The 24144-nt window shown below is 61.8% G+C and carries 20 protein-coding genes and 1 pseudogene; 12 read left to right on the top strand and 9 right to left on the bottom strand.

The genetic code is table 11. From position 1 onward, the window contains the following. Window positions 1-24 precede the first annotated feature (24 nt). Complete coding sequence (locus QA600_RS17975; protein WP_278293306.1) at window positions 25-693, top strand: FAD-dependent oxidoreductase; 669 nt, start codon at window positions 25-27, stop codon at window positions 691-693. A 45-nt stretch (window positions 694-738) separates the two neighbouring features. Here the strand turns inward: QA600_RS17975 and ligA are convergent, their stop codons facing one another. Beyond that, the gene (gene ligA, locus QA600_RS17970) at window positions 739-2502 is read right to left on the bottom strand and encodes an ATP-dependent DNA ligase LigA (protein ID WP_278293305.1); all 1764 of its coding nucleotides are present in this window, start codon (window positions 2500-2502) and stop codon (window positions 739-741) included. Window positions 2503-2598: 96 nt separating this feature from the next. On the opposite strand from ligA, the gene QA600_RS17965 reads away from it, so the two are divergent. From QA600_RS17965 to QA600_RS17955, 3 genes are all read left to right on the top strand, one after another. Continuing rightward, complete coding sequence (locus tag QA600_RS17965; protein WP_278293304.1) at window positions 2599-4161, top strand: hypothetical protein; 1563 nt, start codon at window positions 2599-2601, stop codon at window positions 4159-4161. An 83-nt stretch (window positions 4162-4244) separates the two neighbouring features. Beyond that, window positions 4245-4775, top strand: a complete 531-nt coding sequence (locus QA600_RS17960) for a DsrE family protein (RefSeq protein ID WP_278293303.1) — start codon at window positions 4245-4247, stop codon at window positions 4773-4775. A 101-nt stretch (window positions 4776-4876) separates the two neighbouring features. Continuing rightward, window positions 4877-5677 (top strand): aldo/keto reductase, encoded by an 801-nt coding sequence (locus QA600_RS17955; protein WP_278293302.1) that lies wholly within the window; start codon window positions 4877-4879, stop codon window positions 5675-5677. Between the two features lie 93 nt (window positions 5678-5770). Here QA600_RS17955 and QA600_RS17950 read toward each other — a convergent pair whose 3' ends face one another. Together QA600_RS17950 and QA600_RS17945 are read right to left on the bottom strand one after the other, a co-directional pair. Beyond that, entirely contained in the window at window positions 5771-5965 is a 195-nt protein-coding gene (locus QA600_RS17950) for a hypothetical protein (RefSeq protein ID WP_278293301.1), read from the bottom strand. 59 nt (window positions 5966-6024) lie between these two features. After that, window positions 6025-6303, bottom strand: a complete 279-nt coding sequence (locus QA600_RS17945; protein ID WP_278293300.1) for a hypothetical protein — start codon at window positions 6301-6303, stop codon at window positions 6025-6027. 390 nt (window positions 6304-6693) lie between these two features. On the opposite strand from QA600_RS17945, the gene QA600_RS17940 reads away from it, so the two are divergent. Together QA600_RS17940 and QA600_RS17935 are read left to right on the top strand one after the other, a co-directional pair. Further along, entirely contained in the window at window positions 6694-7143 is a 450-nt protein-coding gene (locus QA600_RS17940; RefSeq protein WP_278293299.1) for an ester cyclase, read from the top strand. A gap of 295 nt (window positions 7144-7438) precedes the next feature. Continuing rightward, window positions 7439-8461, top strand: coding sequence for an NAD-dependent epimerase/dehydratase family protein (locus QA600_RS17935; RefSeq protein WP_278293298.1), 1023 nt, complete (start codon window positions 7439-7441; stop codon window positions 8459-8461). Between the two features lie 170 nt (window positions 8462-8631). On the opposite strand, the gene QA600_RS17930 is transcribed toward QA600_RS17935, so the two are convergent. Next, window positions 8632-9123: an isoprenylcysteine carboxylmethyltransferase family protein gene (locus QA600_RS17930; RefSeq protein WP_278293297.1), complete on the bottom strand. Its 492-nt coding sequence runs from the start codon at window positions 9121-9123 to the stop codon at window positions 8632-8634. 372 nt (window positions 9124-9495) lie between these two features. Continuing rightward, the gene (locus tag QA600_RS17925) at window positions 9496-10323 is read right to left on the bottom strand and encodes a methyltransferase domain-containing protein (protein WP_278293296.1); all 828 of its coding nucleotides are present in this window, start codon (window positions 10321-10323) and stop codon (window positions 9496-9498) included. Between the two features lie 449 nt (window positions 10324-10772). Here QA600_RS17925 and cofD point away from each other — a divergent pair, with 449 nt between their 5' ends. From cofD to QA600_RS17910, 3 genes are all read left to right on the top strand, one after another. Next, a complete protein-coding gene (cofD, locus tag QA600_RS17920; protein WP_278293295.1) occupies window positions 10773-11765 on the top strand; it encodes a 2-phospho-L-lactate transferase in 993 nt (330 codons plus the stop codon). Between the two features lies 1 nt (window position 11766). Beyond that, window positions 11767-12504, top strand: a complete 738-nt coding sequence (locus QA600_RS17915; RefSeq protein ID WP_278293294.1) for a tRNA-dihydrouridine synthase — start codon at window positions 11767-11769, stop codon at window positions 12502-12504. Between the two features lie 253 nt (window positions 12505-12757). Next, window positions 12758-14716 (top strand): PQQ-binding-like beta-propeller repeat protein, encoded by a 1959-nt coding sequence (locus QA600_RS17910; RefSeq protein WP_278293293.1) that lies wholly within the window; start codon window positions 12758-12760, stop codon window positions 14714-14716. Between the two features lie 243 nt (window positions 14717-14959). Here the strand turns inward: QA600_RS17910 and QA600_RS17905 are convergent. The 3 genes and pseudogenes from QA600_RS17905 to QA600_RS17895 all read right to left on the bottom strand — a co-directional run bounded on the left by QA600_RS17905 (window position 14960) and on the right by QA600_RS17895 (window position 18715). Then, window positions 14960-15514 (bottom strand): annotated as a pseudogene (locus QA600_RS17905) (metal-dependent hydrolase). A 220-nt stretch (window positions 15515-15734) separates the two neighbouring features. After that, entirely contained in the window at window positions 15735-17528 is a 1794-nt protein-coding gene (gene glmS / locus QA600_RS17900) for a glutamine--fructose-6-phosphate transaminase (isomerizing) (protein WP_278293292.1), read from the bottom strand. Continuing rightward, window positions 17528-18715 (bottom strand): sugar phosphate nucleotidyltransferase, encoded by a 1188-nt coding sequence (locus QA600_RS17895; protein WP_278293364.1) that lies wholly within the window; start codon window positions 18713-18715, stop codon window positions 17528-17530. Before QA600_RS17895 ends, glmS begins: the two co-directional genes overlap by 1 nt. Before the next feature lie 423 nt (window positions 18716-19138). Here QA600_RS17895 and QA600_RS17890 point away from each other — a divergent pair, with 423 nt between their 5' ends. After that, entirely contained in the window at window positions 19139-20086 is a 948-nt protein-coding gene (locus QA600_RS17890; protein WP_345782039.1) for an NAD-dependent epimerase/dehydratase family protein, read from the top strand. Window positions 20087-20148: 62 nt separating this feature from the next. On the opposite strand, the gene QA600_RS17885 is transcribed toward QA600_RS17890, so the two are convergent. Beyond that, complete coding sequence (locus QA600_RS17885) at window positions 20149-21246, bottom strand: DUF1616 domain-containing protein (protein WP_278293290.1); 1098 nt, start codon at window positions 21244-21246, stop codon at window positions 20149-20151. Between the two features lie 458 nt (window positions 21247-21704). On the opposite strand from QA600_RS17885, the gene QA600_RS17880 reads away from it, so the two are divergent. Further along, entirely contained in the window at window positions 21705-22379 is a 675-nt protein-coding gene (locus QA600_RS17880; RefSeq protein ID WP_278293289.1) for a glycosyltransferase family 2 protein, read from the top strand. Window positions 22380-22617: 238 nt separating this feature from the next. Continuing rightward, entirely contained in the window at window positions 22618-24114 is a 1497-nt protein-coding gene (locus tag QA600_RS17875) for a PQQ-dependent sugar dehydrogenase (RefSeq protein WP_278293288.1), read from the top strand. The last annotated feature ends 30 nt before the right edge of the window (window positions 24115-24144 follow it).

The following is a 24144-nucleotide window of genomic DNA, read 5'->3' as shown; positions in this document are numbered from 1 at the left end:
ACGCTCCTCCCGAACTGGTGAGATATGAACGGGACGCCAGTCGCCGTCGACGCCGTACGCGAGGTCGGCCCCGAAACCGTCGCGCTCGAACTCGAGACTCCCGACGGGTTCGACGCGCTCCCGGGGCAGTTCGTGTTGCTCCGGGCCGTGCCGGGAGCCGACGACCAGCAGGCGGACCACGACGAGGACGACGTCGTCGCGCGTCACTACACGCTCTCGTCGGCCTCGGTCGAGGACACGTTCGAACTCACCGTCGGCGTCGACCCCGACGGCGACCTCTCGCCGTGGCTCGCCGACCTCGAGCCCGGCGCGGTCGTCCACGTCGAGGGGCCCTTCGGCGAGATCACCTACGAACAGGACCGAGATATCGTCGCCGTCGCGGGCGGCCCCGGCGTCGGTCCCGCGGTCTCGATCGCCGAGGCCGCCCACGACGCGGGCCACGATGCCGTCGTGGTCTATCAGGACGACGAACCGGCCCACGTCGACCGCCTCGAGGCCCTCGAGGACGCCGGCGCGGCGGTCGTCTTCGTCGACGAGGACGACGAGGAGCGCCTGCGCGAGGCGATCGAAGCCCACCTCGAGGAGGGACAGCTCTACGCCTTCGGTTTCCACGACTTCGTTACCTTCGTCGCCGAGACGATCGACGACGCGGGCGGCGATTCCGACGAGGCGCTGATCGAGAACTTCGGATAAGTCGCTTCTCGCAAATCCGTCCTTCTGAACCGAGCCATCTCCCGCTTACCGATCGCGAAGCCGCTCGAGCCGTCCCACGCTGTCTGCGTCGCCGGGATCTTTGTCCGAGCGCACGCCGACGAACCGCGGGAATCGCAGGGCGTAGCCCGACGAGTACGTCGGCGAGGTCTGGATCTCCTCGTAGCCGACCTCGAAGACGACCGCGGGCTCGAGCTCGACCGTCTGGCCGTCCTCGCTCGCGATATGGGGCTCGAGCAGTTCGGTCAGCTCCGCGAGCTTCTCGTCGGTGATCCCGGTCGCGACCTTTCCGACCGTCTCGAGCGCGTCACCGTCTCGCACCGACAGCTCGAACGTGCCCAGGAACGTCGCCCGCCGTCCCTCGCCCCACTCCGCGCCCGTGACGACACAATCCAGCGTTTCGACGTCGGGTTTCCGCTTGCGCCAGTGCTTCCCGCGACGCCCCGGCGAGTACGTCGACTCGAGGTTCTTGAGCATGATCCCCTCGTGACCCGCCTCGAGCGCGTCGGTATCGATCCGTTCGATCTCGTCGGGGTCGTCGGTGTGCCACAGCAGTGAGAGCCCCTCGACCTCGTCGGGCTCTTGGCCGGGCTCCTCGCGGAGGACGGCCTCGAGGCGGTCGTGGCGGGTCGTCAGGGGCTCCTCGAGCAGATCCTCGCCGTCGGCGTGGAGACAGTCGAAGAAGACGGACCGAACGGAGACGTCCTCGCGAGCTTTCGCGACGTCGTGTTTGCGCCGGAAGCGCTTGAGTACCTCCTGGAACGGCAGCGGGGTGCCGTCGTCGTCGATGGCGACGACCTCGCCGTCGAGAATGACCGGCTCCTCGAGGTGGTCGTCGGCGAACTCGACGACCTCGGGGAGGGCGTCGGTGACATCCTCCATGTTCCTCGAGAAGGCCCGCGTTTCGCCCACCGGTCCGTTCGGGGAAGTCGCGTCCGCGTCGTCGACCGCCACGCCGGCCGGATCGTGGTGCAGTTGCACCCTAGCACCGTCGTACTTCCATTCGACGCCGGCTTCGTCCCAATCCTCGAGCGCCTCCGTGACGGTGCCAGCCTGGGCGAGCATCGCCTGGACCGGGCGGCCGACCTCGAGGGTCATCGCCTCGAGGCCCTCGGAGCCATCCTCGAGGGCGACGCGAGCGACCTCGCCGTAGTCGTTCGAGACCTGCAGCGCGCGCTCGACGTCCTCGACGGGGACGTCGAACGCCTCACCGATCGCGTCCCTGACCGTTCCCTCGCCGACGCCGATGCGCATCTCCGAGAGCACGAGGCGGGCGAGGTACCGAGCCTCGTCGCTCGAGCACCGGTTGAACAGACCGAACAGCAGGTCGACCTTTCGGTCCTGGCTGCCCGACCCCTCCGCGGCCGCGAGGTCGCGCAGGGTCTCGTCGACTTCCAGGACCGTGAGGTCACTGCCACCGTTTGTGTCGTCGCCGCTACCGCCGTTCCCGAAGGCGCCCAGCCCCCGCTGGCCGCCGAAGTCGTAGCTCGCCGCTACGTCGCCGATCTCGCCGACCTCGGCGAGCCGATCCTCGACGTCGTCGGGGGAGACGTTCGTCCCGGCTGCGCGAGCGATCGCCTCGTCGCAGGCGCTGGGTCCGATATCGAGCGTTCTCGAGGTCCAGGCCGGGAAGATCCGTCCCTGGACGTAGCGGGCGACAATCTCGACGGTCCGCGAGCCGTCGCCGTCGGCCGCGTCCTCGAGCAGGGTCGCGACGCGGGCGACGATCTCGAGGTCCGCGGACTCGGCTTCGATCGCGGCGGCTCGGTCGGCGAACGTGGCGAACTCCATCGGTAGCGTGTAGCCGTCGGCGGGTGTAAAACCGTTCGGAGACGGGGCGATCCTCGAGAGCGTGCTTTCAAGACAGTCGGGCTCGGACAGGGGTGTATGTCATCAGGAGAGGCGGAGCTCGCGGGGCGGGTCGCGGACGTGCTGTCCGTCGACGCCGACGAGTTTCGCGACCGGGCCGAGGCCGACGCCGAGGTGATCAAGGAGGCCGTCGAGGAGGGTGTCTTTGACAACCCGCAGGCGATCGTCGGCTTCGAGTACGAGTTCTACGCCGCCAAATCCGACGACTGCACGCTTCGCCGAGTGCCGCGACGGCTGCTCGAGCTGATCGGCTTCGAGAAGGAGCTCGGCTTGCACAACGCCGAGATGACGACCAGCCCCCAGCCGCTGAGCACGTACGGGCTGGTCGCCCAGGAGTCCGAAATCAAGGCCCGGCTCCAGACCGCGCTGCGGGTGACCCGATCCGAGGGGATGCGACTGGTGAGCGACTCGCTGTGGACGATCCCGCCAGAGGGCGAGGACGCGGCGACCTACCTCACCGACAGCATCGAGCAGACGATCACGGCCGAGGACGGGACCGAACGGACGATCCGCGTCGCGACGAACATGAGCGACTCGGGACGCTACCACGCGATGGCGAACACGAGCGGGGCCGACACCGCGGGAATGCGCATCGAGGCGCCCCACGTCTCCCTGCAGGCCGACACCGTCATGCCCGAGAGCCTGATCACCTCGATCCAGCCCCACTACCAGGTCGCCCACGCGCCCGACCTGCCGCTGTACTTCAACTACGCGCTTCGCGTCGCCGGCCCGCTGCTCGCGCTCGGCGTCAACTCGCCCTTCTTCCCGCCGGATCTGTACGACGAGTCGGCGTCGGCCGAGGACGTCCTCGAAGATGCCTGGATGGAACACCGGATCAGCGTCTTCGAGACGGTGCTCAACGACCCCTCGACGGGCGAGGGGAAGGTTCGGTTCCCGAAGGATCTCGGGAGCGTCGACGAGGCGATCGATCGAATCGCCGCTGACGACACCATCGTCCCGATGCCCGTCGACGACGGCGAGCGCTTCGACGACAGCTTCTCGCACTTCCGGCGCAAGCACGGCACCTACTGGCGGTGGGTCCGCCCGGTGTTCGGCGGGCCGACCCGCTCGGCCGCCAACGCCCGCATCGAGTTCCGCCCCGTCGCCGCCCAGCCCACAGTCAGAGATTCGATCGCCTTCCTCGCGGCCTTCGCCGGCCTGCTCGAGAGCCTGACTCGCCTCGAGCATCCGATCGTCGAACTCGACTGGGAGGTCGCCCGCGAGAACTTTTACGCCGCGATGCGCGAGGGGTTCGACGCCGAACTGACCTGGATCACCAACGACGGACGGGAAACCACCGACCGGCTCGAGCTCTACGAGGACCTGTTGGCCCACGCCGAGGACGGGCTCACGAACCGCGGGCTCACCGAGGAGGAGGCCGCGAAGTACCTCTACCCGCTCCGTCGGCGGGTTCGCCAGAAGATGACCCCCGCCCGCTGGAAACACGACCGGGTCCGGGAGGCCGTCGACGACGGCGCCGACCTCGAGGCGGCGATCGAATCGATGCAACAGCGCTACGTCGAGAACCAGTCCGAGACGCTGCTCGAGGGGAGCTTCGCCGACTGGTTCGTCGACCGGTAGCGTTCTCGAGCGGTCCTCCGTACGTGTCTCTTCGAGTGACTCTCGGCTGCAATGTTTTTATCACCTCGCGAGTATCCTCGAGTGTGAACCGACGACGCTACCTCGCGGGAACCGGATCGGTGGTCGCGGTCGGAACGGCCGGCGGCTACGCGGTCGGACGCGCGGGCGGAGACGACGAAGACGACGCCGAGCCGACCGAGACGGAGAGCGACGGAGAGCAGACTCCGGACGAGTCCGAGGAACCCGCCACGGACGACGAGGAGCCACCTATCAGGACGATCCTCCACCTGACCAGCGGCGACGAGGGGGACCACGACCGGGCGCTGACCAACCTGGAGAACCTGCTGGCTGACGAGACGACCGACACCGACGCGGTCGAGTTCGTCGTAAACGGGCCGGCGATCACGATCTACGTCGCAGACGAGACCGACCACGCCGAGCGGATCAGCTCGCTCGCCGACGACGGCGTCACGTTCAAAGGCTGTGCGAACTCCCTCGAGGGGTTCGGGATCGACGAGTCGGAACTGCTCGAGGCAGCGACGATCGTTCCCGCCTCTGTCGGCGAGATCGCGAAACTCCAGGCGGAGGGGTACGGCTACATCAAAGTGCCCTGAGTCGCGGTTCGGCTCCGTAGCTCGAGCGCGACGTCGCCGTCGGACAGTCACGCCTTGCCGCTTTCCGCACCCCCGAGTGACGTGTCGGCGTAGCACTCCCCATGCCACCGACGGAGATCCCACAGCCCGGCCTGGGCACCTCGGGCCACGAGGGCGAGTCCTGCACCGAAGCCGTTTTGACCGCACTCGAGGCCGGCTATCGCCACATCGATACGGCACAGATGTACGACAACGAGGCCGCTGTCGGGCGGGCGCTCGAGGAGAGCGACGTCGACCGCGACGAGGTGTTTCTGGCGACGAAGGTCCACCCCTCGAACCTCGCCCGCGAGGACGTGCTCGAGACGGCCGAGGAGAGCCTCGAGCGATTGGGCGTCGAGTCGGTCGACCTGCTGTACGTCCACTGGCCGACGAGCGCGTACGACCCCGAGGAGACGCTGCCGGCGTTCGACGAGGTTCGCGACCGCGGCTGGACCGACCACGTCGGCGTCAGCAACTTCACGACCGAGCTGCTCGAGGAGGCGATCGAGATCCTCGAGGCGCCCGTCCTCGCCAACCAGGTCGAACTCCATCCGCGGCTCCAGCAGGACGACATCGTCTCTTTCGCGCGCGAGCGGGACGTGACGACGGTCGCGTACTGTCCCATCGCGAAGGCCGAGGTGAACGAGATCGACGAACTGCAGGAGATCGCCGACGCCCACGACGCGACGCCCATCCAGGTTGCGCTGGCCTGGCACTACGGGCGGGAAGGGGTCGTCCCGATCCCGAAGGGAACCGGCGACCACATCCGGGAGAACTATTCCGCCCTCGAGCTCGAGCTGACCGACGACGAACTCGAGCGTATCGCCGACCTCGAGCGCGGCGAGCGGCTGGTCGACCCCGACGAGGCGGCCTGGAACCGGTAGCAACGCTGTCGATTTCGATGAGTCAGCCGGTCAGTACACACGAACCTAGCGCTGGTGCTTCTATTGGGTATAAGAACGGTAATGGGTGGGCCGTCAGCATTCGCGCGGCTCGACCCACTCCGTCGCCGGCTCTCCCTCGGGAATGCCGAGGAACATGATGTAGGCGAACGCTCCGTCCTCGCTGTTCGCCGTGTGGACGTGGCCGGGATCGACCCATGCGTCGCCCGCCGAGTAGGTCCGGGAAACGCAGTCGTCTTCCATCGTGTGCTCGATCTCGCCCTCAACCATACTGATGACGGACATTCCGGGATGGCGGTGCCAGCCCGAGCGCGCCCCTTCCTCCTACGTTACCTCGCCGAAAAGCACGGACGATGCGTCATCCAGTTCGACGAAGAGGGGTCCTCGGCGTCATCGTAGGTGACCTCGAAGGTAGACGCCACGTCGTCGGCGAACGGAGCATGGTCCGAGACGATCTCGACGTCGAAGCCCTCGGGTTCATCAACCTCCTCGTCGTCTTCGTCGGCGACCGTTGTTCCGCTCAGGGCGAGCGCCCCCGCCACTGCCGCGCTTGCTCTCAGCACTGTTCGGCGTACTATCCCGTCTGTTGCCGTGATCTCGTTGTCCATGCCATCTCACTCTCTACCACCACCGATTGGACAATCGGTAGCAGCACCTCACACGGTAACATACCACATAGCAGTGTCATATCCACCAGCATTTAACATTCATAAAACACTGCATTTTGGAGTCGCTATCGTTCCGTTCGCACGTGCAGTGAGCGAGGGACACAGCTTTCGCCGTAAAACAAACGGAGCCGTCGTGCAGCACTCTTTCTCTAAATCGGCCATGTCGTTTCCGACAGGAGTTAGGAGGTTTGTTCGGGGGCTGCTGAACTCGAGGCACGTATCGCTCACGTCTTCTCTCGAATTACGTCCCTCCTGTTCACGGGCTGCAGGTTTTTCAGCAGATGACCCTATGTTGGCAGATCACAAAAAGGAATGAGGGAGATCCAGTCTATGGCAGAATCCTCGAGACATCAAACGAACAAAAAGATCGTCTCACGCTGGTGGTCCGAGTACTGGGGCAAGCTGAACCCCGACATCGTCGACGAACTCGCCGCAGCTGACATCCGGTGGTACTACCCGCTGGTGGGTGAAGTGCAAGGACGTGAAGAAGTCAAGAAACGCATTAGTGGATACAAGGAGCGCTTCCCGGAAGGGGGGTTCGAGCTTACCGACGAGCTGATCGCCGAGGGTGACCGCGTGGTCGCCCTGTGGGAGGGAGGTGGAACGCACACCGGCCGCTCTTGGGAGCTTCCACTAGGCAGCCTCCCGGAGGCTTCCGGCGCGGAGGCACAGTATGCCGGTACAACCGTATTCACTGTCCAAGACGGCAAAATCACCGAAGAGTACGGGCAGGCTGACTATCTCGGGGTGATGCAACAGCTCGGCCTCATTGAACCATAGACCGACTGGTGCTGTCCACCTTCGTTTGCTTCAATGATGGTGAATTAGAAAACGACAAGACACGAATACGTTCTCTGTATGCAGCAGGCTTCTTCTAACGAAATCCGGGTAGAACGTTCATCCTCTGCTGATTGCATAGTGTTCACCTAACGCGATTGTTTCCATCACCTAATATATATGTTCAGAGAACCGTGCTGAATAGAGCGCGCATCTCTTGCATCGATCGGTTTCCGTTCACACTGTGTAGGTTCTTCAGGAGGTGACGCTATCGGCCTGTATCACATAGTGAGGCAAAATGGAGTACTTCGTCACAGGAGCGACTGGCCTTATCGGAACTCATGTGGTGGGGCAATTAGTCGACGACGGGCACGATGTTATCGCGTTGACGCGTTCGCGCTCGAACGCGAGCCACTTACCGGAGAAGGTGAGGGTTGTCGAGGGTGATATCACAGACAAGGAGAGTATGCGTGAACCGATGACCGGCGTCGACGGCGTGTTCCATATCGCCGCATGGTTCTACATGGGCCCCGGGCCCCGAGAGAAACAGACGGCCGAGCGGATCAACGTCGCGGGGACTCGCAATATGCTCGAGTTGATGAAGGAACTCGAAATTCCGAAAGGCGTGTACACCAGCACGCTCGGTGTCTACCCGCTCAGGGATTGGGACCGGATCGATGAAACGGTCGAGCCGGAGTGTCCGGACGATGCTGTGTATTTGTGGACGAAATGGGAGGCTCACTACGAAGTCGCAAAACCGATGGCTGATGATGGTCTCCCGCTCGTCATCGTGCAACCGGGCATCGTCTACGGTCCCGGGGACAAATCGCATGGGTCGATTAGAGCTGCGTTCCAAGACTACCTGAAGGGCGATCTCCCGATGATCCCGCGCGGCCACTACGCACCTTGGGATCATGTCGGGGATATCGCCGACGGCCACCTCCGGGCGATGGACCATGGGGAATCCGGGGAGACGTACATTATTGCGGGCGAGCCTCGAGACGCCGTCGACGTATACGAGTGTGCCGAAGAGATTACGGGTGTCCCGACCCCCCGCGTCGTCTCCCCGAAGGTATTCGGGGCGTTGGGAAAGGTGATGAGCGTCGTGGAAAAGGTGGTCACGCCGCCGGAGGGATTCGAAGCCGAGGGCCTACGGTTTTTCGCCGGAGGGCGATGGCCGGCGGATAATAGCAAGGCGACCGAGGAGTTGGGAATCGCCCACCGGCCTCTTGAGGAAGGGCTCCGCGACTACTTTGAGTGGGAGATGGAACAACAGGGGATGGATTCGGAGACCGTTTCACAAACTGCGACGTCGGATTAACGTGGTGCGACCGGTCTACCCTTCCATTGTCGCGGAGCTGCGTGAAACTGACCGTTGGCGTTCGAGGTGGCTGAATATGACCACAATCATAGTGACCAGCTATCCGATGGTTTGACAGAAACGTCCCTGTATGCAAGCGCTTTCCGACCGATTCTCCTCCTTCACGTTTCCTACGGCCGAATTCTCGGCACCCACCGGGGAACGTCGTCGCAGTATTGCTCGTACGCTTCGCCGTGTTTCTTCCGGAGGTGGGGCTCTTCCCAGTCAACGACCCGGTGGTGGAACCCGAGCCAACAGCCGACGGCCCACCAGAGGACGTGTGCCGACCGATACAGGAGCGCCTGTCCAAGGACGATCAGAATCACGCCGAGGTACATCGGATTGCGGCTGTACGCGTACACTCCACCACCCACGAGTTCATTCGGTTCGTCCCACGGGGCGGGCGTCCCCCCACCTTCGTCGGCGAACCGCCACACCGTGTGGAGGTAGAGCCCCACCCCTGTGATGAGCGATAGCCACCCGGCTCGCTTCGAGAGACGGCGATTGATCGGCAACTCGGGACTCTCCCGTCGCGCTAACCACTGCGGGATCACCCAGGCGACGAGACCCGGAACGAAGACTGTGAAGAGGGCAGATTTCAGGAGAACGTATGGTGATGCCATACCTTAGCCTACAGGTGAACCGATAATAGTGTTCACCTCTCGATTGGTGGCGCACGTTCTGGTCTCGGGTGATGGCCCCCAGCGCAACGGTGGATGACTCTTTGATAGTAACGCCGCTCGTGACAGTAACTGGATAGAAGTATCCGACGTCGCTGAATGTAGCGCCGTAACCTAACTGGGGACGACGGAGGCGCAACCTTGGGCGTGCGCTTGAATAGCGCGGGACCTTCGGTCCCGCGAGCCCCGCGAACGGGCGCACAGCGCCCGTGAGCGGACAGCGGGACGGTGAACATGAATGGGGTTACTCTCCTGCCGACGATTTGGCCAAAACGGGAGTCCACGCTGAATCCCACTCGTGAACTGGTGGGTAGCTCAACGGCGAGCGGTAACCACGTACAACTCGTGGGGGAACACGAGTCCTTCGTCGTCCGCGTACTCCCGCAACCCATCCTTGACGGCTTGGATGAGGTCCGTTCGAATCGCCCGATCGCTGGATTCGAAACGGGTCGCCAGCGGGGTAATGACGACCTCCCGCCGAACGAATTCTTCGATCGAAGGGAAGCGTTCCGACCCGATTCCGATGGTGATCGTCACCTCGTCGAACTCTGCTTCTCGGACGAGCGTACGAAGTTCTGCTGTGCCCCATGTGTCGAACGGGGACCGCATCATCTCTCCGGCTCCCTCCTCCAAGTGCCGATCCAGCGCGTCGGCCAACACGACGTACCCGGGGCTGTACTCCAGCGACCGCCAGACACTGATGACGACGATTCCATCCGGTGAAAGGACGCGACGCATCTCTCGGAGTGCGGCGACGGGATCGTCGATAAGCTGCAACGCCTGCTGACAGAAGACGGCATCGAACCGTTCGTCCGAGAACGGGAGGTCGGCTGCATCCTCCTGTCGCCACTCGATCGTCGGTCCGAGGTCTGCGGTTAGTTCCTCCGCTACCCCGAGCATTCCCTCGTCGATGTCGACCCCGACGACAGCTCCGCTGTCGCCTACGTGAGCGGCGGCGAGTCGTGCCACGATGCCAGTCCCAGTGCCGACGTCGAGCACCTGTTCTCCCGCTTGCAGATCGCCCTGGTCGACGAGTCGTTCTCCCCACGGCGCAAAGATGATCGGCACGAAGTACTCTTCATACAATTCGGCGGCATCGTCATCTACTTCCCACCCACTCGATCTGGATTCCTGATCACTCATGCGTGTTCACCTCGAAAACGGCGACGCCGTGAGCGGGTGTATAACCGTTACTTGAAACGCCCTCAGGACCCTGTTCACCCTCTGTGGTGGCTTCTTCCATGGACCGTGTCACCCATATGATCTTTGTGGGCTACTCGCATAGAGTCACCGAGTGAAAAATCTGCAGCCGGTGAACGGGGACGTACTCCGAGAGAAGCGGGAGCGAGTCACGTTCTGCGTCAGTCGCCTCGTTTCTGCGAAGAATCGGACAGCTAGATCGGTGTCTGCTGAGCTCCCAGCGCGAATGCAGCACGAATTGGGTTCGATCTACAAAGAGCGGGAATTTACCCGCTTGGCCTGTACTTACCGTTCTCGCAGCAGGAATCTGTGAGGTGTTTGATGGCACCTGTACGCCTCTGACCACGGCGGGGTCGCAACGCATTAGGCGCCCTCGCTCGAGACTCCCGCGTATGGTCACGTTTCTCTCCGGGGGGACCGGGACGCCGAAGCTGCTCGACGGCCTCGAGGCCGCGTTCTCGCCGTCGGAGGCGACCGTCGTCGCCAACACCGGCGACGACGTCGAGCTCGGGGGACTGTTCGTCTCGCCGGACGTCGACACCGTCCTCTTCCAGGGCGGGGACGTCCTCGATCGCGAGACGTGGTGGGGGATCGAAAACGACAGCCACGAGACGAACGCCGAACTGATGGCGCTCGCCGACGCCGCGGGACTGCCGACGGGGCCGCAGTACCTCGCCGACGACCGACAGACCGCGGGCCGCGAGCTCGCGAACTGGCGGCGGTTCTCGGGAGTCGCCGAGTTTATGACGATCGGCGACCGCGATCGCGCGGTCCACATCACGCGAACGAGCCTCCTCGATCAGGGACACTCGCTGAGCGAGGCGACCGAAACGCTCGCCGACGCGTTCGATCTGGAGTTCGACCTCCTGCCGATGAGCGACGACCCCGTCGCGAGCATCGTTCACACCCCTGACAGCCAAATACACTTCCAGGAGTACTGGGTCGCCGAGCGTGGCGAGCCGACCGTCGAGACGGTGGAGTTCCGCGGCGCCGAGAGCGCCGAGCCCGCTCCCGGCGTGCTCGAGGCGCTGTCCGACCCCGTTGTCCTCGGCCCCTCCAACCCCGTCACCAGCATCGGCCCGATGCTCGCGGTACCGGGGATCGCCGACGCGCTCGCGGAGACGACGGTCGTCGCCGTCTCCCCGTTCCTCGGCGACGAGGCGTTCTCGGGGCCCGCCGCGGAGCTGATGGACGCCGTGGGCTACGAGCCCGGCACCGCGGGGCTGGCCGAGGCCTACCCCTTCGCCGACGCGTTCGTGCTCGACGAGGACGACGCGACGACCCTCGAGGCACCGACCGTCAGAACCGACATTCGGATCGACGACTCGAGCGACGCCGAGCGCGTGATCGGCGCGGTCGAGGACGCCCTCGAGCGGGTGCGCTGAGATGTTCGGGCCACCGCTCGCGCTGGCGAGTCTCAGCGGCGAGGCCGACGCCGACTGGGCCCGCGCCGGCGCCGACTACGCGGGCGCCGCCTTTCTCGGCGGAATCGCGCTCGAACCGGAGTCGAGAGCCGCGGCCCGCGAGATGGTCCGCGACCGCGATCGGACCGAGTTCCTGCCCGAAGACCCACTCGCGTTCGTCGACCGCGAACTGGCCGCCCTCGAGGACGTCCCGATCCGGCCGGGATTCAACGTCCGCAGCGCGACTCCGGAACCGGTCGTCGACGCGGCCCGAATCTGTCGGGATCGAGGGGCCGTCCTCGAGGTCAACGCCCACTGTCGCCAGGACGAACTCTGTGCCGTCGGCTGCGGCGAGACGCTGCTGCGGGACGCCGACCGACTGGCGGACTACGTTACCCGCGCGGCCGAGACGGGCGCGGTCGTCGGGGTCAAGGTCCGCGCGGAGGTCCCGGGCGCCGACCTGCCCGCGCTCGCCCGCCGGCTCGAGGAGGCGGGCGCGTCGTTCGTCCACGTCGACGCGATGGACACGGAGTCGGCGGTTGCGGATATCGTCGCGGCGACCGACCTGTACGTAGTCGCGAACAACGGCGTCCGCGACGACGAGACGGTTCGAGAGTACGCTGCCTACGGTGCCGACGCGGTCAGCGTCGGCCGACCGAGCACGGATCCGGTCGTCCTCGAGCGCGTCCGCGGGGCCGTCGACCGACACCTCGGCGGCTGATGCGGCGTCGGTATCGGTGATAGCACCTCCGAATCAGCGGTCGCGATTCACGCTTTCTTCCACCCGGTTAGCCAGTGGTTACTACGTCGATTCGGGGCGAGAGAGCCTCCGCCTATCCGGATGGTTCGATCCACGATTATTTGAGGTGTATTAAATAACTTACTTAGAATGCAATTTTATACAACTGTTTTGCATAGAACAATCTCTCCTGTAGTAACCAGATAGCAATGGTGGCTTCGAGGGAAGGGTGAGTATGGCAAACTGGCGTCGTCGATCGGTGCTGTCGACCGGTGTAGCGCTCGCGGCGGGAAGCGTGCTGGCCTCCGCCGGAACGGCGGAGACGGAGTCCGAGGGAACGACGGACTCTGAAGGGGACGGGTGGTCGTCCTACCGTGGGAACGCGGGCAACACCGCACACGTACCCACGGACGATGCGTTTCCCGAGCCCGAGACGGTAGCGTGGACGTACGATCGGGCGGGCGACCTCGCGGCCGTCGACGGAACAGTCTACCTCCGGACCGGGACGGACGTCCACGCGCTCGAGGACGGTGACGGATCGGTACTCTGGGCCGTGGAGGGACTCGGTGCCGCCGGAACGCCGGCCGTCACCGACGACACCGTCTACGTCGGCGGCGAGGCGCTCACGGCCCTGGACGTCACCAGCGGCGAGGTGCGGTGGACGACCGACCTCGAGGGCGGCGAATCGACATCTCCGACGGTCGCCGACGGCACCGTCTACCTCGTCGCCGACGGAGAGCTACTGGCGTTCGATGCCGGTGATGGCGACGTCGAGTGGCGCCGCGAGTCGGTCGATCTCGAGCGGGAGGGCGAGTCCGGAACGCCCGAGGTCGACGACGCGACGGTTTCGTTCGCGGCCGTCCCCCTCGCGGTCGCGAGCGGGTCCGTCTACGCGGCCGTCGGCGACGGAATCGGCGCCGACGGCACCGCTGGCTTCGCCGCGTTCGACGCGGAAACCGGCGAGACTCGGTGGACCTACTGGGAGCAGTGGCGATGGGATCCCCACGGCTACGTGATAGCGACCGCCGACAGGGTCTACACCGGCTCGATCGCCGACGGCGACACCTACCCCGTGCTGGACGCCGAAACCGGCGCGGAGCTCGAGCGACTCTCGTTCAGATTCCCGCCCGCGATGACCGACGAGACGCGTGTAACGGCGGACCGACACGGTTTCGAGAGCGCCGACCACGGAACGGGCGAGAACTGGAGCGAGGGCGGCGGAACGGACGCCTGGCGGCTTCCGGTGATTGTCGGCGAAACGCTCATTATCCCCTACTATCCGGGGGACGACCACGTGAACGCGCTGTACGGCTTCGACTTCGAGGACGGCACCGAGCAGTGGACGTTCACCCACGACGATCTCGATATCGGCGATCTCTCGGACTGGTACGCCGCCAGCGAGGACACCGTCTACGTCGCCGCGAGCGGTGACGCAGGTGGCGAACGGCTGGTAGCCGTCCGCTCCGGATCCGACGGCGAGGACGAGGAATCCGAGACGGAAGAAGACGAGGAGACGCAGGAAAGTGACGACGAGGAGAACGAAGACGATGGGAACGACTCGAGCGACGACGGCAGGAACGAGGGAGGCGATGAAGACGAGGGAAGCGACGACAGCTCGAGCACCGATAGCGAGAACGAGGGGTCCGCTAGCGACGACGAAAACGATACCGACGACGACTCCGAGAGCGACGACGCTGACGGCGACGACGGCTCCGACGAGGACGAAAGCGACGGTTCGGACGGCGACGATGGAGCGACCGACTCGGGCGGCGACGACCCCGAGGAGACGCTCGACGATGACGAAAGCGCCGGGACCGACGACGGCTACACCGGTGAGGAGACGGACGGCGATGCCGATGGGAACGCCACTGGTAACTCCAGCGACACCGACGACGACGGGACGACGGGCGACGGCGAGACCGATACCGGAACGACGGAGGAGACGACCACCGATGGTGACGACACGACGGCCGATGACTCGGATAGCGGAACTCGAGAAACCGAAGAGAACAGCTCCGCGAGCAGCCGGGACGGCGACGAAGTCGACGAGCCGGACGACGGTGACCCCGTCGACGAGGACGACGACATCGAGGAGATGCCCGGCTTTACTACCGGCGCCGGGATCGCCGGCGGCGCGCTCGGTCTCGAGTGGCTGCGCCGACGCGCGAGCGTCGACGAGGACGACCTCGAGTAGCTCGAGTTCTTATTCGACGGTACCTCACTCGACGGTAATGCTGATGATCAGTGTCCCCTTGTCGATCAGTACGGTTTCGATATCGTACTCGCTCGCAAGAAAGCGGTCGCACGAACGCCGCGCTCTTTGAATACTGGGAGACCGGAGCGGGATCGGTGAGCGAGACAAAATAAAGCATGAGCAGGGATAAGCGAATGAAACAGCCCTACCAAAGTCACTGAATCGACATCTCTGAATTTGTTGTTACGTGACCCTCTGAAGATATTCAAGTCCTGGGTATCCATCAACATACCATACTAGAAGCGCTACTACGAATAGTGCTAATTCAAATAAAAAGAAGAGCAGCGGATCCGTGAGCGGAGTCACGATCAGTTCAACAACTTCGGGCGGCTCGAAAATTCGTATAGTATAATCTAGCTCTTGGAAAGAAAGGAACGGCCAGAACAAATACTCAGAGCCGAACGAATACCCGAGAAAGAACCGTGGTGGAAGATCAGCTAGGAGGTGGGAGAGATGCGCAATAATGAACGCAGTGGCCGTCTCGACCCGATCGAGTGCGAGTGCACCGGCGTAGATAATAACAATCAGCGCTACCGCGAACAACAGCGAGTGAGCGAGGGATCGACCACTCGGAAGGAGACCGAGTCCCCAAGCAAGCGGTTTATCGATCAAATCCGCGAACTATGAGCCGAATACCACCGCTAGTGCTGGTTCAGCGCGTGGTGGCCGTCGGAACCGTCCGTGAGAGTAGAGAGAATACAGTAAATATGCGACTGCGAGGTGTCCCCAGGGCCACATAGCTCGATTCAGTAGTTAACCGCGCGTAATTGGTGGCATGGCGTGATTTCAGCAGATCCTTTCAAGACTTGCTGAAGCGATTCTTTTTCAATCAACAACTGGGTGATGTAGCAACGGGAAATACGGATCCGAGAAACCTGTACTAGTAAATCTCGATTGAAGTAGGGTCGCTTGTACATAATCAGTCGGATCGTGTATTTGCTACCGTACGACGGTCTCTCTACTCCACCGTCACGCTCTTCGCGAGGTTGCGCGGCTTGTCGATGGATCGACCGAGCCGGTTGGCGACCCAGTAGGCGAGCAGTTGCAACTGGACGTTCGCCAGGATCGGGAAGAATCGCCAGTGGGTGTCGGGGACCGACAGGACGTGGTCGGCGTGGGTTTCGACGAAACCTGGATCGTCGGTAACGGCGACCACCGGCGCCCCTCGAGCTTCGACCTCCGTGACGTTGCCGAGCATCTTCTCGGCGTTCGAATCGCCGTTGACCAGGGCGAACACCGGCGTCCGCTCGGTGACGAGCGCGAGCGGGCCGTGCTTGAGTTCGCCGGCAGCGAACCCCTCGGCGTGTCTGTACGTGATCTCTTTCATCTTCAGCGCGCCCTCGAGCGCGACCGGCGCACTGTACCCGCGGCCGATGAAGAAGTACGCGTCCGCGTGGACGTACTCCTCGGCGATCTCCTCCGCTCGGGAGTCGTCGAGGATCGACTGAATCTGATCGGGTAACGCTCGAAGCGATTCCACGAACTCCCGGGAGCACTCCCCGGTGAGCGCGCTCGAGAGCATCGCCAGGGCGGCCTGCTGGGTCGCGAAGGTCTTGGTCGCGGCGACACCGATCTCCGGGCCGGCCCGGATGTACATCGTGTGGTCGGTTTCCCGCGCGGCCGAACTTCCGACGACGTTCGTTACGGCGAGGGTTCGTGCGCCGACGCCGTTGGCGGTCCGGAGCGCACGCAGTGTGTCCGCCGTCTCCCCGCTCTGGGTGACGCCGACGACTAGCGTCTCCTCGTCGACCGGCACGGTCTCGACGTCGTACTCGCTGGCGAGGAAGGCGGTTGCGCGAACGCCGCGCTCGCGGAACAACCGGGTGGCGTACAGCGACGCGTGGTACGACGTTCCGCAGGCGACGAAGTGCATCTCCGCCGGTCGCGGGAGGTCCTCGAGTTCCTCGATCGAGACCGACTCCTCGAACGGTTGGGGACGGCCCCGGAGACACTCCCGGATCGAACGGGGCTGTTCGTAGATCTCCTTCAACATATAGTGGTCGTAGCCGCTCTTGCCCGCATCCTCGGGATCCCAGTCGACCGTTTCGACCGAGACGTCGACGAGCGCGCCTAGTTGGTCGCGAACCTCGATCCCGCTCGGCCTGATCGTCGCGAACTGTCCGTCCTCGAGGTAGACGACCTCGTCAGTGTACTCGAGGAACGCAGGGACGTCGCTCGCCAGCAGGGCACCGTCCTCGTCGAGGCCGAGGACGAGCGGCGACTGATAGCGCGTCGCGTACACTTCCTCCCGGCCGCGAAACACTGCCGCGACGGCGTAGCTCCCCTCGAGTCGCTCGATCGCCTGGCGAAACGCGGAGCCGGGGTCGGCGCCCTGCTCGAGGGCAGCCTCGATCAGGTGGGGAACGACCTCGGTGTCGGTCTCGCTGTCGAAGATGTGGCCAACCTCCTCGAGTTCGTCGCGAAGCTCGCGGTAGTTCTCGATGATCCCGTTGTGAACGACCGCAACGCGGTCCTCGCAGTCGGTGTGTGGGTGGGCGTTCTCGTCGGACGGCGGGCCGTGTGTACTCCAGCGGGTGTGGCCGATCCCTGCCAGCGCGTCGACGGGCGCGTCGGGGAGTGTCTCCTCGAGATCCTCGAGTTCACCCTTGCGCTTGTAGACCGATACCTCCGGAGCGACCGCGATTCCGGCCGAATCGTAGCCACGGTACTCGAGCCGTGAGAGCCCGTTCGAGAGCACCTCGAGAACTGGTCGGTTGGCCTGGGTACCCGCGTAGCCGATGATACCGCACATCAGGAACGCACCTCCGTTCCCCCGGCGAGCGTTCCGCGGACTGTCGTCCCGGTCTGGATGTCCGTTTCGGGCCCGACGAGTGCCCCGGGGACGTAGTCGACGCCGCCGCGGTCGACAACGCGGTCGGCCAGTAGCGCGCCGAGGGCTTCGTCCTCGTAGACGGTGTCTCCGACGCGGACGTCGCCCGGGCCGCCCGGAATCGTCGATCCCGGACCGATCTCGACGCCGGTTCCGGTGACGCAGTCGACGACGGTCGCGTTGGCGCCGATCGTCGTGTCGTTGTCGACGACACTGCGCTCGAGGACGGCGTTCGAGCCGATAGTGGTGTTCTCGCCGAGACAGACGTACGGTCCGACGACGGCACCCGGACCGACCACGCAGTCTCGATCGATCAGTACGGGCTCGCTAATTACCGCCGTGTCGTGGACCGTGGTCGTTTCGTGACCGACGATCTTCGAGTTCCCGTTGACGACTCCGGTGTCGAACAGTGCGGACGAGACGTCGAGCAGATCCCAGGGATACGTCGCATCGACCCACAGTCCCTCGGAGACTGCTCCGTGGACGATTTCGCCCTCGTCGACGAGCTTCGACAGGCCGTCGAGGAGACTGTGTTCGCCGATCTGCGATTCCACCGCTCGAACGGCGTCAAATGCTGCGGGCTCGAGGACATATACGCCGGCGTTGAGGTGATAGTCGTGGCCGTCGCGCGGGTTCTCCGTAATCTTCGTCACGATTCCGTCCTCGTCGATGAGGACGCCACCGTAGGGTTCGACGTTCGACCGCTGTAACAGTGCCATCGTCGCGGTGGCAGCGCTATCGTGTTCGCCCACGGCATCGCTAATGATTCGACTGTCGACGAGCTGATCGCCGTTAATCACTACGCTGGTCCCGTCCACTTCCGATTCTGCCAGCAACAGCGCGTGACCGGTTCCGAGTTGCTTCTCCTGAAAGACGTAGGTGACCGGTACGTTTCGGTAGGTGGAGCCGAAGTGCGATTGGACTCTTTCGTGGCGGTAGCCGACGACGACGACAAGTTCCGAGATACCGGCGTCGATGAGCTGGTCGAAAACGTGCTCGAGGATTGGCTTCGTCGCTGCGGGGAGCATCGGCTTCGGTCGGTATTTCGTCAATGGCCGGAGTCGCTTCCCCTCCCCAGCTGCTAGTATGACTGCACTCGAGACACTCATATCCGTATCCATCAGGGTAACCCGGTTTATCTGCCTTCGATAGTCTTCGACGGGAAATATCACGTAATCGCTGATGATATTGTATCGATGAAATTACTGTCAGAGAAACAGTGGTTCGTGCGGCGATAAATACAACTCTCCGGTTCCACCGGAACCGGAACTTCTGGTGGTCTTGGTCGAGCGCGAAAGCACCAACTGAAACGGCGCAAGCGACCTCCGTCAAAGGCGGCTTACGTCGATCGGTGTGCAAGCGCTCCTTACTCTAGGGTGATAAGCTCGATTGGGATGTAGAACGTAGTGATCGGATTCGGATTCCACTCTCCACCGCTTCCCATGCCTACCTAGTACTAGTGATCATCATTTGAACCGCTACTATAACCTGAAAGTCCGGCTAATCACGGGAGGAGATTTTACCATCCTTCGATGTCGTCCGTATCGATGAACGCTCCCACTATCGCCGGTAAAAACATCCTCGTGACAGGAGGCGCCGGATTTATCGGTTCTCATATCGCACGAACGCTAGTCGATAGGAACGACGTGACCGTTCTGGATGACTGTTCTAACGGAGATCCGGATCGACTTTCCGACGAGGTGGAGCTGCTACGCGGCGACGTTCGGAGTTCGAGCACCGTCGTTGAGGGTATGGAAAACGTTGATATCGTTTTCCACGAAGCGGCACTAGTCAGCGTTACTCGGTCCGTCAACGACCCCCGTACCAGTCACACGCGAAACGCTCGCGGAACGCTCGAGGTTCTCGAGGCTGCCCGAAAACACGATTCCCGCGTCGTCCTGGCATCGAGTGCGGCGATTTACGGCCGGCCACAACGACTACCGATCAGCGAGGAGCATCCGAAGCGGCCGATCTCACCGTACGGGCTCGACAAACTCGCGCTCGACCACTACGGTCGGCTGTACCACGAACTGTACGGGCTCGAGACCGTCTGTCTCCGATACTTCAACGTCTACGGGCCGGGTCAGCCGGCGAACGATTACAGCGGAGTGATCAGTACCTTCCACGACCGTGCGCGAAACGACGACGAGCTGCCAATTTTTGGGGACGGTGAACAAACGCGGGACTTCGTTCACGTCAGCGACGTCGTTGCCGCGAACCTTCTCGCGTCGACGACCGACCACGTCGGTGAGGCGTATAATGTCGGCTCCGAACGACGTGTCTCGATTACCGAACTTGCCGAATTGATCGCCGAATACACCGATTCGAACGGAGAGATCGTCCATGAATCGGCTCGTGAGGGAGACGTCCGCCACAGCGGGGCTGACATCGCGAAGGCCAGAACCGAACTCGGGTTCGAACCGTCCGTATCGCTCGAGCGAGGGATCCGCGACCTCGTCACTCGGACGAAAGAGGCGTGAGCCAGTCCCGAGGCGATAGAGAGTGCTGTTAGCTTCCGATCTTGCTCTCATGAACCGAGCGATCATCCATCCGCACGTTCGGTCTCGTCGTCGGCCTCGGCTTCAGCGACGTCCACCCAGAGATGGACGTGGTAGGCTGTGTTCTCTATCGACGGGTCGGCGGGGACGTCGTTCTCGGGATACAGTAGCCAGACGATGCGAACGTTCTCTCCGGTCATCGTCGGCTCAAGATCGTGTGTGTGCGTCCACGTCTCGTTGTGCTCGAGATGGGTTTCGAACCGATCGAGCTCTCGTTGGTCGGTGACGACCGTGTCGTTTTCGACTACCTCGGTGTCCTGCTCGACGACGACGACAGTATAGTCCGTCGGCTGGTGCTCGTGGTTATCGATCCCGACGATTACTTCGTGGTTCTCTCCGAGTTCGAACTCGGTCGGATAGTCATCCGCGACCAGTTCGCCGTCATTGTCTTCGTTCAGAAGGTAAATCGCCGAGAACGATTCGCCCTGTGGTGGGAGCATGACCGCGTACCCGACGCTGAGGCCGGCTATCAGGATCGAGACGACGAGAAGAACGTTTAGCACTGCATCGGCTCGCGAATCGGGTTCGAGTAGTTCGGCACGGCCCCTTTCGACCCACTCGTGATAGGGAACGGAGAACCGCTCGTCCTCGGGCAGGTTCCACCGTCGTACGGCTGCAACGACCGTTGCGACGAGCGTAAAGCCACTGACAGCGATCATGATCGGGATGAGACGAATGCCCCATGGAGTAAAGTTCAGAACGAGTCCGATCAGCGGGGCGATCGCAACGCTCAGTCCGAATGACAGCGCGAGACGCTCGATCCTGTCAATCTGTGATCGGCAAGGAGTGTTCCAGTCCGCCGCCTCATCGTCCGTCTCGAATTGCCCGGCATCGGACTCGAGTGAATCTCCTTTGGCATCTTCAGGTCCCGCTTCCGGAAACAGCGCGGCGACGAAGACGTAGCCAGGAACGAAGAGGACGAGCGCGATCCCGAGCGGAACGCGAAGCGGCGTCTCGCGGACGATGGGCATAAAAACCGCTACATTGATCAGCGCCGTGACTACGACAACCGCAGTGAGGTCAGCCGGAGGCCCCCAGAACGACTGTGGGAACACTAATCTGAACGAACGGTTCTCGGCCATTTGGCCCGGCTACCGCTACGACCAATAAAAAGCCGGATCATTACTGGCGTTGACACTCTCTATTCACGGAAGATTGGGATTGTGAGATGTCAGTTCACTTGGTATCGTACTAGCGAGATTGGGACCGAAACTGCACTAGTGCAAACAATGTTACAATATTTCAAAGGGTTTGAATGCACCTTCTTTCTGTATTATTCATACAGTTATATGGAAGTAAATGGGTGGCGGCAGTCTGTAACGGTAGGATCCGTTTTAGAACATAGTCGCCCTTCTACTGGCCCCATGAAAGACGAATCGAGTACCTGGATGGATTTGTGTGAATACAAACGAACAACCACCCCACATCGAAGTCATATAGTGAATCCGAACTGTGATATGATCTCTCTCGAAGAGGGACTAACCCGATTAGCCGAATATCTCGAGAATAAGCAAACCAATTCTCCGACTGTCAAAAACCAATGACGACTTCTGCAGCCGTTCTTCCCGCGTACAACGAGGCGACACACGCTACGGGGGTCATTGAACAAATCGAGGCAACGGGACTCGTCGATCATGTAATCGTCGTAGACGACTGTTCGACCGATGACACAGCCGCGCGTGTAGCCGAGACGGGTGCCATTTTGCTCTCAAACGATTCGACCCGTAACTACGGCGGTGCGATAAAACGGGGCTATAATCACGCTCTCGAGTTGGGGGTTGATTACATTTATCGACTTGACGCCGACGGCCAACATGACCCGGGCGAACTGCCCCGGTTCTGGAAGGAATTACGACAACCGGACTGTCAATACGTTCTCGGCGATCGGTTTGGCGACCGGTCCGTTAACCAGTCGATGCCGCTCGATCGATTGATCGGCAATAGAGTCGTGGCTCTCGCGACGAGCCTTCGAGTGGGTAACCGAGTCAACGACCCCCCATGTGGATACCGGGCGATGGACGCCAACTATCTCGCACGCATCCCATACGAGCAGTTCTCAAACGACTTCCAGATCAGCGTCGAAGAGATACTGGCGTTTGATGAACTTGACGCTGGGTTCGAAGAAGTTCCGGTCAGTTGTATTTACGAGAACGAAGCGTCAACGCTCACGTACTATGATGGCGTCAAATTCCTCCTTCCGAACCTCCGCTGGTGATCGTCATTCGTTCGATTAAGGATTGATCTCGAAATTCACCTTGGTTCCCGTTGAGACAAGCAGTGTCGGTTGATCCGAAAGAGTCATGTCAAAATAATTTAGACACAGCAGATTGGTTAATGACATACAATCCATCAGGATAGACGTACCATCACGTCTATGGTTTCACTAGTAAATATTGCGCTGTTCATATTACAGCCTATCACATATATCGGTGTCGATATCGAGGAGTGTATCGATGTCGAACAACGAAGAGAACCACGATACGAACCTGTTCCAGCAGACAATTGCCTGCGATCGAAGACGGATTCTTCGTACGGTCGGAACTTGTGCCGTAAGTGCCGGTATCGCTGGGGGTTTTGGGCCAGCGACAGCAACTTCTGCCCCAAATACCGATACCGAAGACGAACCAACTGATGCCATTATTCCGTTGGGACCGACGATCGGTCTCGAAACCATTGCGGAGGGGCTCACGTATCCAACCGATTTTGCCATCGCCGATGGCGATGACCGATACTTCGTCACCGATCAAGTTGGCTACGTTTATACGATTGAAGACGAGGAACTTTCGGACGAACCGTTTGTCGACGTCAGCGAGCAACTGGTGACTCTTAACGAGGGATACGACGAACGAGGGCTGTTAGGAATCACGTTTCACCCTGATTTCGAGGAGAACAATCGCTTTTATCTTCGATATAGTGCCCCACCGGACGACGATTTACTCGAAGAACCGGAAATAGAAGGTGTCGAAGTCGAACATGTTGAGGTATTATCCGTCTTTGAAACGGAGGATAATCAAGCCAGCGGTGATCTCGACTCAGAAGAAATATTACTAACAGTTCCACAAACACATTTCGTTCATAACTCCGGTGAAATTACGTTCGGGCCGGACGGATACCTCTACGTCGCGTTCGGTGACGGTGGGTGGTATCCGATCCACGATTGGTACGAAGAAAATGAGGATAACGCCGCACAAGATACGATCGAGAGTCTTCACGGTGGCATTCTCCGTATCGACGTGGATACGGAGGACGAACCGTACGAAATCCCGTCCGACAACCCACTGGCGGATACCGACGATCATCGTGGCGAGTACTATGCATGGGGATTGCGAAACCCGTGGGGAATGTCCTTCGATGGTGATGACCTCTATGCAGCCGATGTTGGCGAAGTGCTTTATGAGTCTGTCTATCGAATTGAGGAAGGGGGCAATTACGGATGGAACGTCAAGGAGGGCACTCATTGTTTCAATTCAGACGATTATGCGGAGCCACTAGAGGATTGTCCGGACGAAACACCCGAAGACGTCCGGGGTGGTGAACCACTCCTCGATCCGATACTGGAATACCCCCACTATTACAATGACGAACATATCGGTAGTGCGGTGATCGGCGGGTTCGTGTATCAAGGTGATACTGTTTCGACATTGGCAGATACCTACGTCTTCGGCGATTGGACCGCGGAAGCACACGGTGATCCTGACGGATCATTGTTTATTGCCTCGCCGCCCACGAACGACGAGGAGAGACATCCGTACAACGAGGAACGTAATTTGTGGCAAATTTACGAACTCGAGATCGATGCAGACGATTTGACGGAGGACGGGCGGTTCGCACGATACGTGTCTGCGTTCGGTCGAGACGGCGATAGCGAACTGTACGTGATGACGACTGAATCAAGTGGTATGGATAGTGATAGCGGTGAAGTTCACCGCATCATTCCAGCGGACGATTGAACCGCCTTTACATCGGATTGTAAATATGAT

Source organism: Natronococcus sp. A-GB1 (assembly GCF_029688845.1).
Taxonomy (GTDB): domain Archaea; phylum Halobacteriota; class Halobacteria; order Halobacteriales; family Natrialbaceae; genus Natronococcus.
This window is presented reverse-complemented; position numbering and strand designations above follow the sequence as displayed.

Coding starts and splice junctions, on each gene's coding strand:
- QA600_RS17975 (WP_278293306.1), top strand. CDS start 25: ATGAACGGGACGCCAGTCGCCGTCGACGCCGTACGCGAGGTCGGCCCC.
- ligA (WP_278293305.1), bottom strand. CDS start 2,502: ATGGAGTTCGCCACGTTCGCCGACCGAGCCGCCGCGATCGAAGCCGAG.
- QA600_RS17965 (WP_278293304.1), top strand. CDS start 2,599: ATGTCATCAGGAGAGGCGGAGCTCGCGGGGCGGGTCGCGGACGTGCTG.
- QA600_RS17955 (WP_278293302.1), top strand. CDS start 4,877: ATGCCACCGACGGAGATCCCACAGCCCGGCCTGGGCACCTCGGGCCAC.
- QA600_RS17950 (WP_278293301.1), bottom strand. CDS start 5,965: ATGGTTGAGGGCGAGATCGAGCACACGATGGAAGACGACTGCGTTTCC.
- QA600_RS17945 (WP_278293300.1), bottom strand. CDS start 6,303: ATGGACAACGAGATCACGGCAACAGACGGGATAGTACGCCGAACAGTG.
- QA600_RS17940 (WP_278293299.1), top strand. CDS start 6,694: ATGGCAGAATCCTCGAGACATCAAACGAACAAAAAGATCGTCTCACGC.
- QA600_RS17935 (WP_278293298.1), top strand. CDS start 7,439: ATGGAGTACTTCGTCACAGGAGCGACTGGCCTTATCGGAACTCATGTG.
- QA600_RS17930 (WP_278293297.1), bottom strand. CDS start 9,123: ATGGCATCACCATACGTTCTCCTGAAATCTGCCCTCTTCACAGTCTTC.
- QA600_RS17925 (WP_278293296.1), bottom strand. CDS start 10,323: ATGAGTGATCAGGAATCCAGATCGAGTGGGTGGGAAGTAGATGACGAT.
- cofD (WP_278293295.1), top strand. CDS start 10,773: ATGGTCACGTTTCTCTCCGGGGGGACCGGGACGCCGAAGCTGCTCGAC.
- QA600_RS17915 (WP_278293294.1), top strand. CDS start 11,767: ATGTTCGGGCCACCGCTCGCGCTGGCGAGTCTCAGCGGCGAGGCCGAC.
- QA600_RS17910 (WP_278293293.1), top strand. CDS start 12,758: ATGGCAAACTGGCGTCGTCGATCGGTGCTGTCGACCGGTGTAGCGCTC.
- glmS (WP_278293292.1), bottom strand. CDS start 17,528: ATGTGCGGTATCATCGGCTACGCGGGTACCCAGGCCAACCGACCAGTT.
- QA600_RS17895 (WP_278293364.1), bottom strand. CDS start 18,715: ATGAGTGTCTCGAGTGCAGTCATACTAGCAGCTGGGGAGGGGAAGCGA.
- QA600_RS17890 (WP_345782039.1), top strand. CDS start 19,139: ATGTCGTCCGTATCGATGAACGCTCCCACTATCGCCGGTAAAAACATC.
- QA600_RS17885 (WP_278293290.1), bottom strand. CDS start 21,246: ATGGCCGAGAACCGTTCGTTCAGATTAGTGTTCCCACAGTCGTTCTGG.
- QA600_RS17880 (WP_278293289.1), top strand. CDS start 21,705: ATGACGACTTCTGCAGCCGTTCTTCCCGCGTACAACGAGGCGACACAC.
- QA600_RS17875 (WP_278293288.1), top strand. CDS start 22,618: ATGTCGAACAACGAAGAGAACCACGATACGAACCTGTTCCAGCAGACA.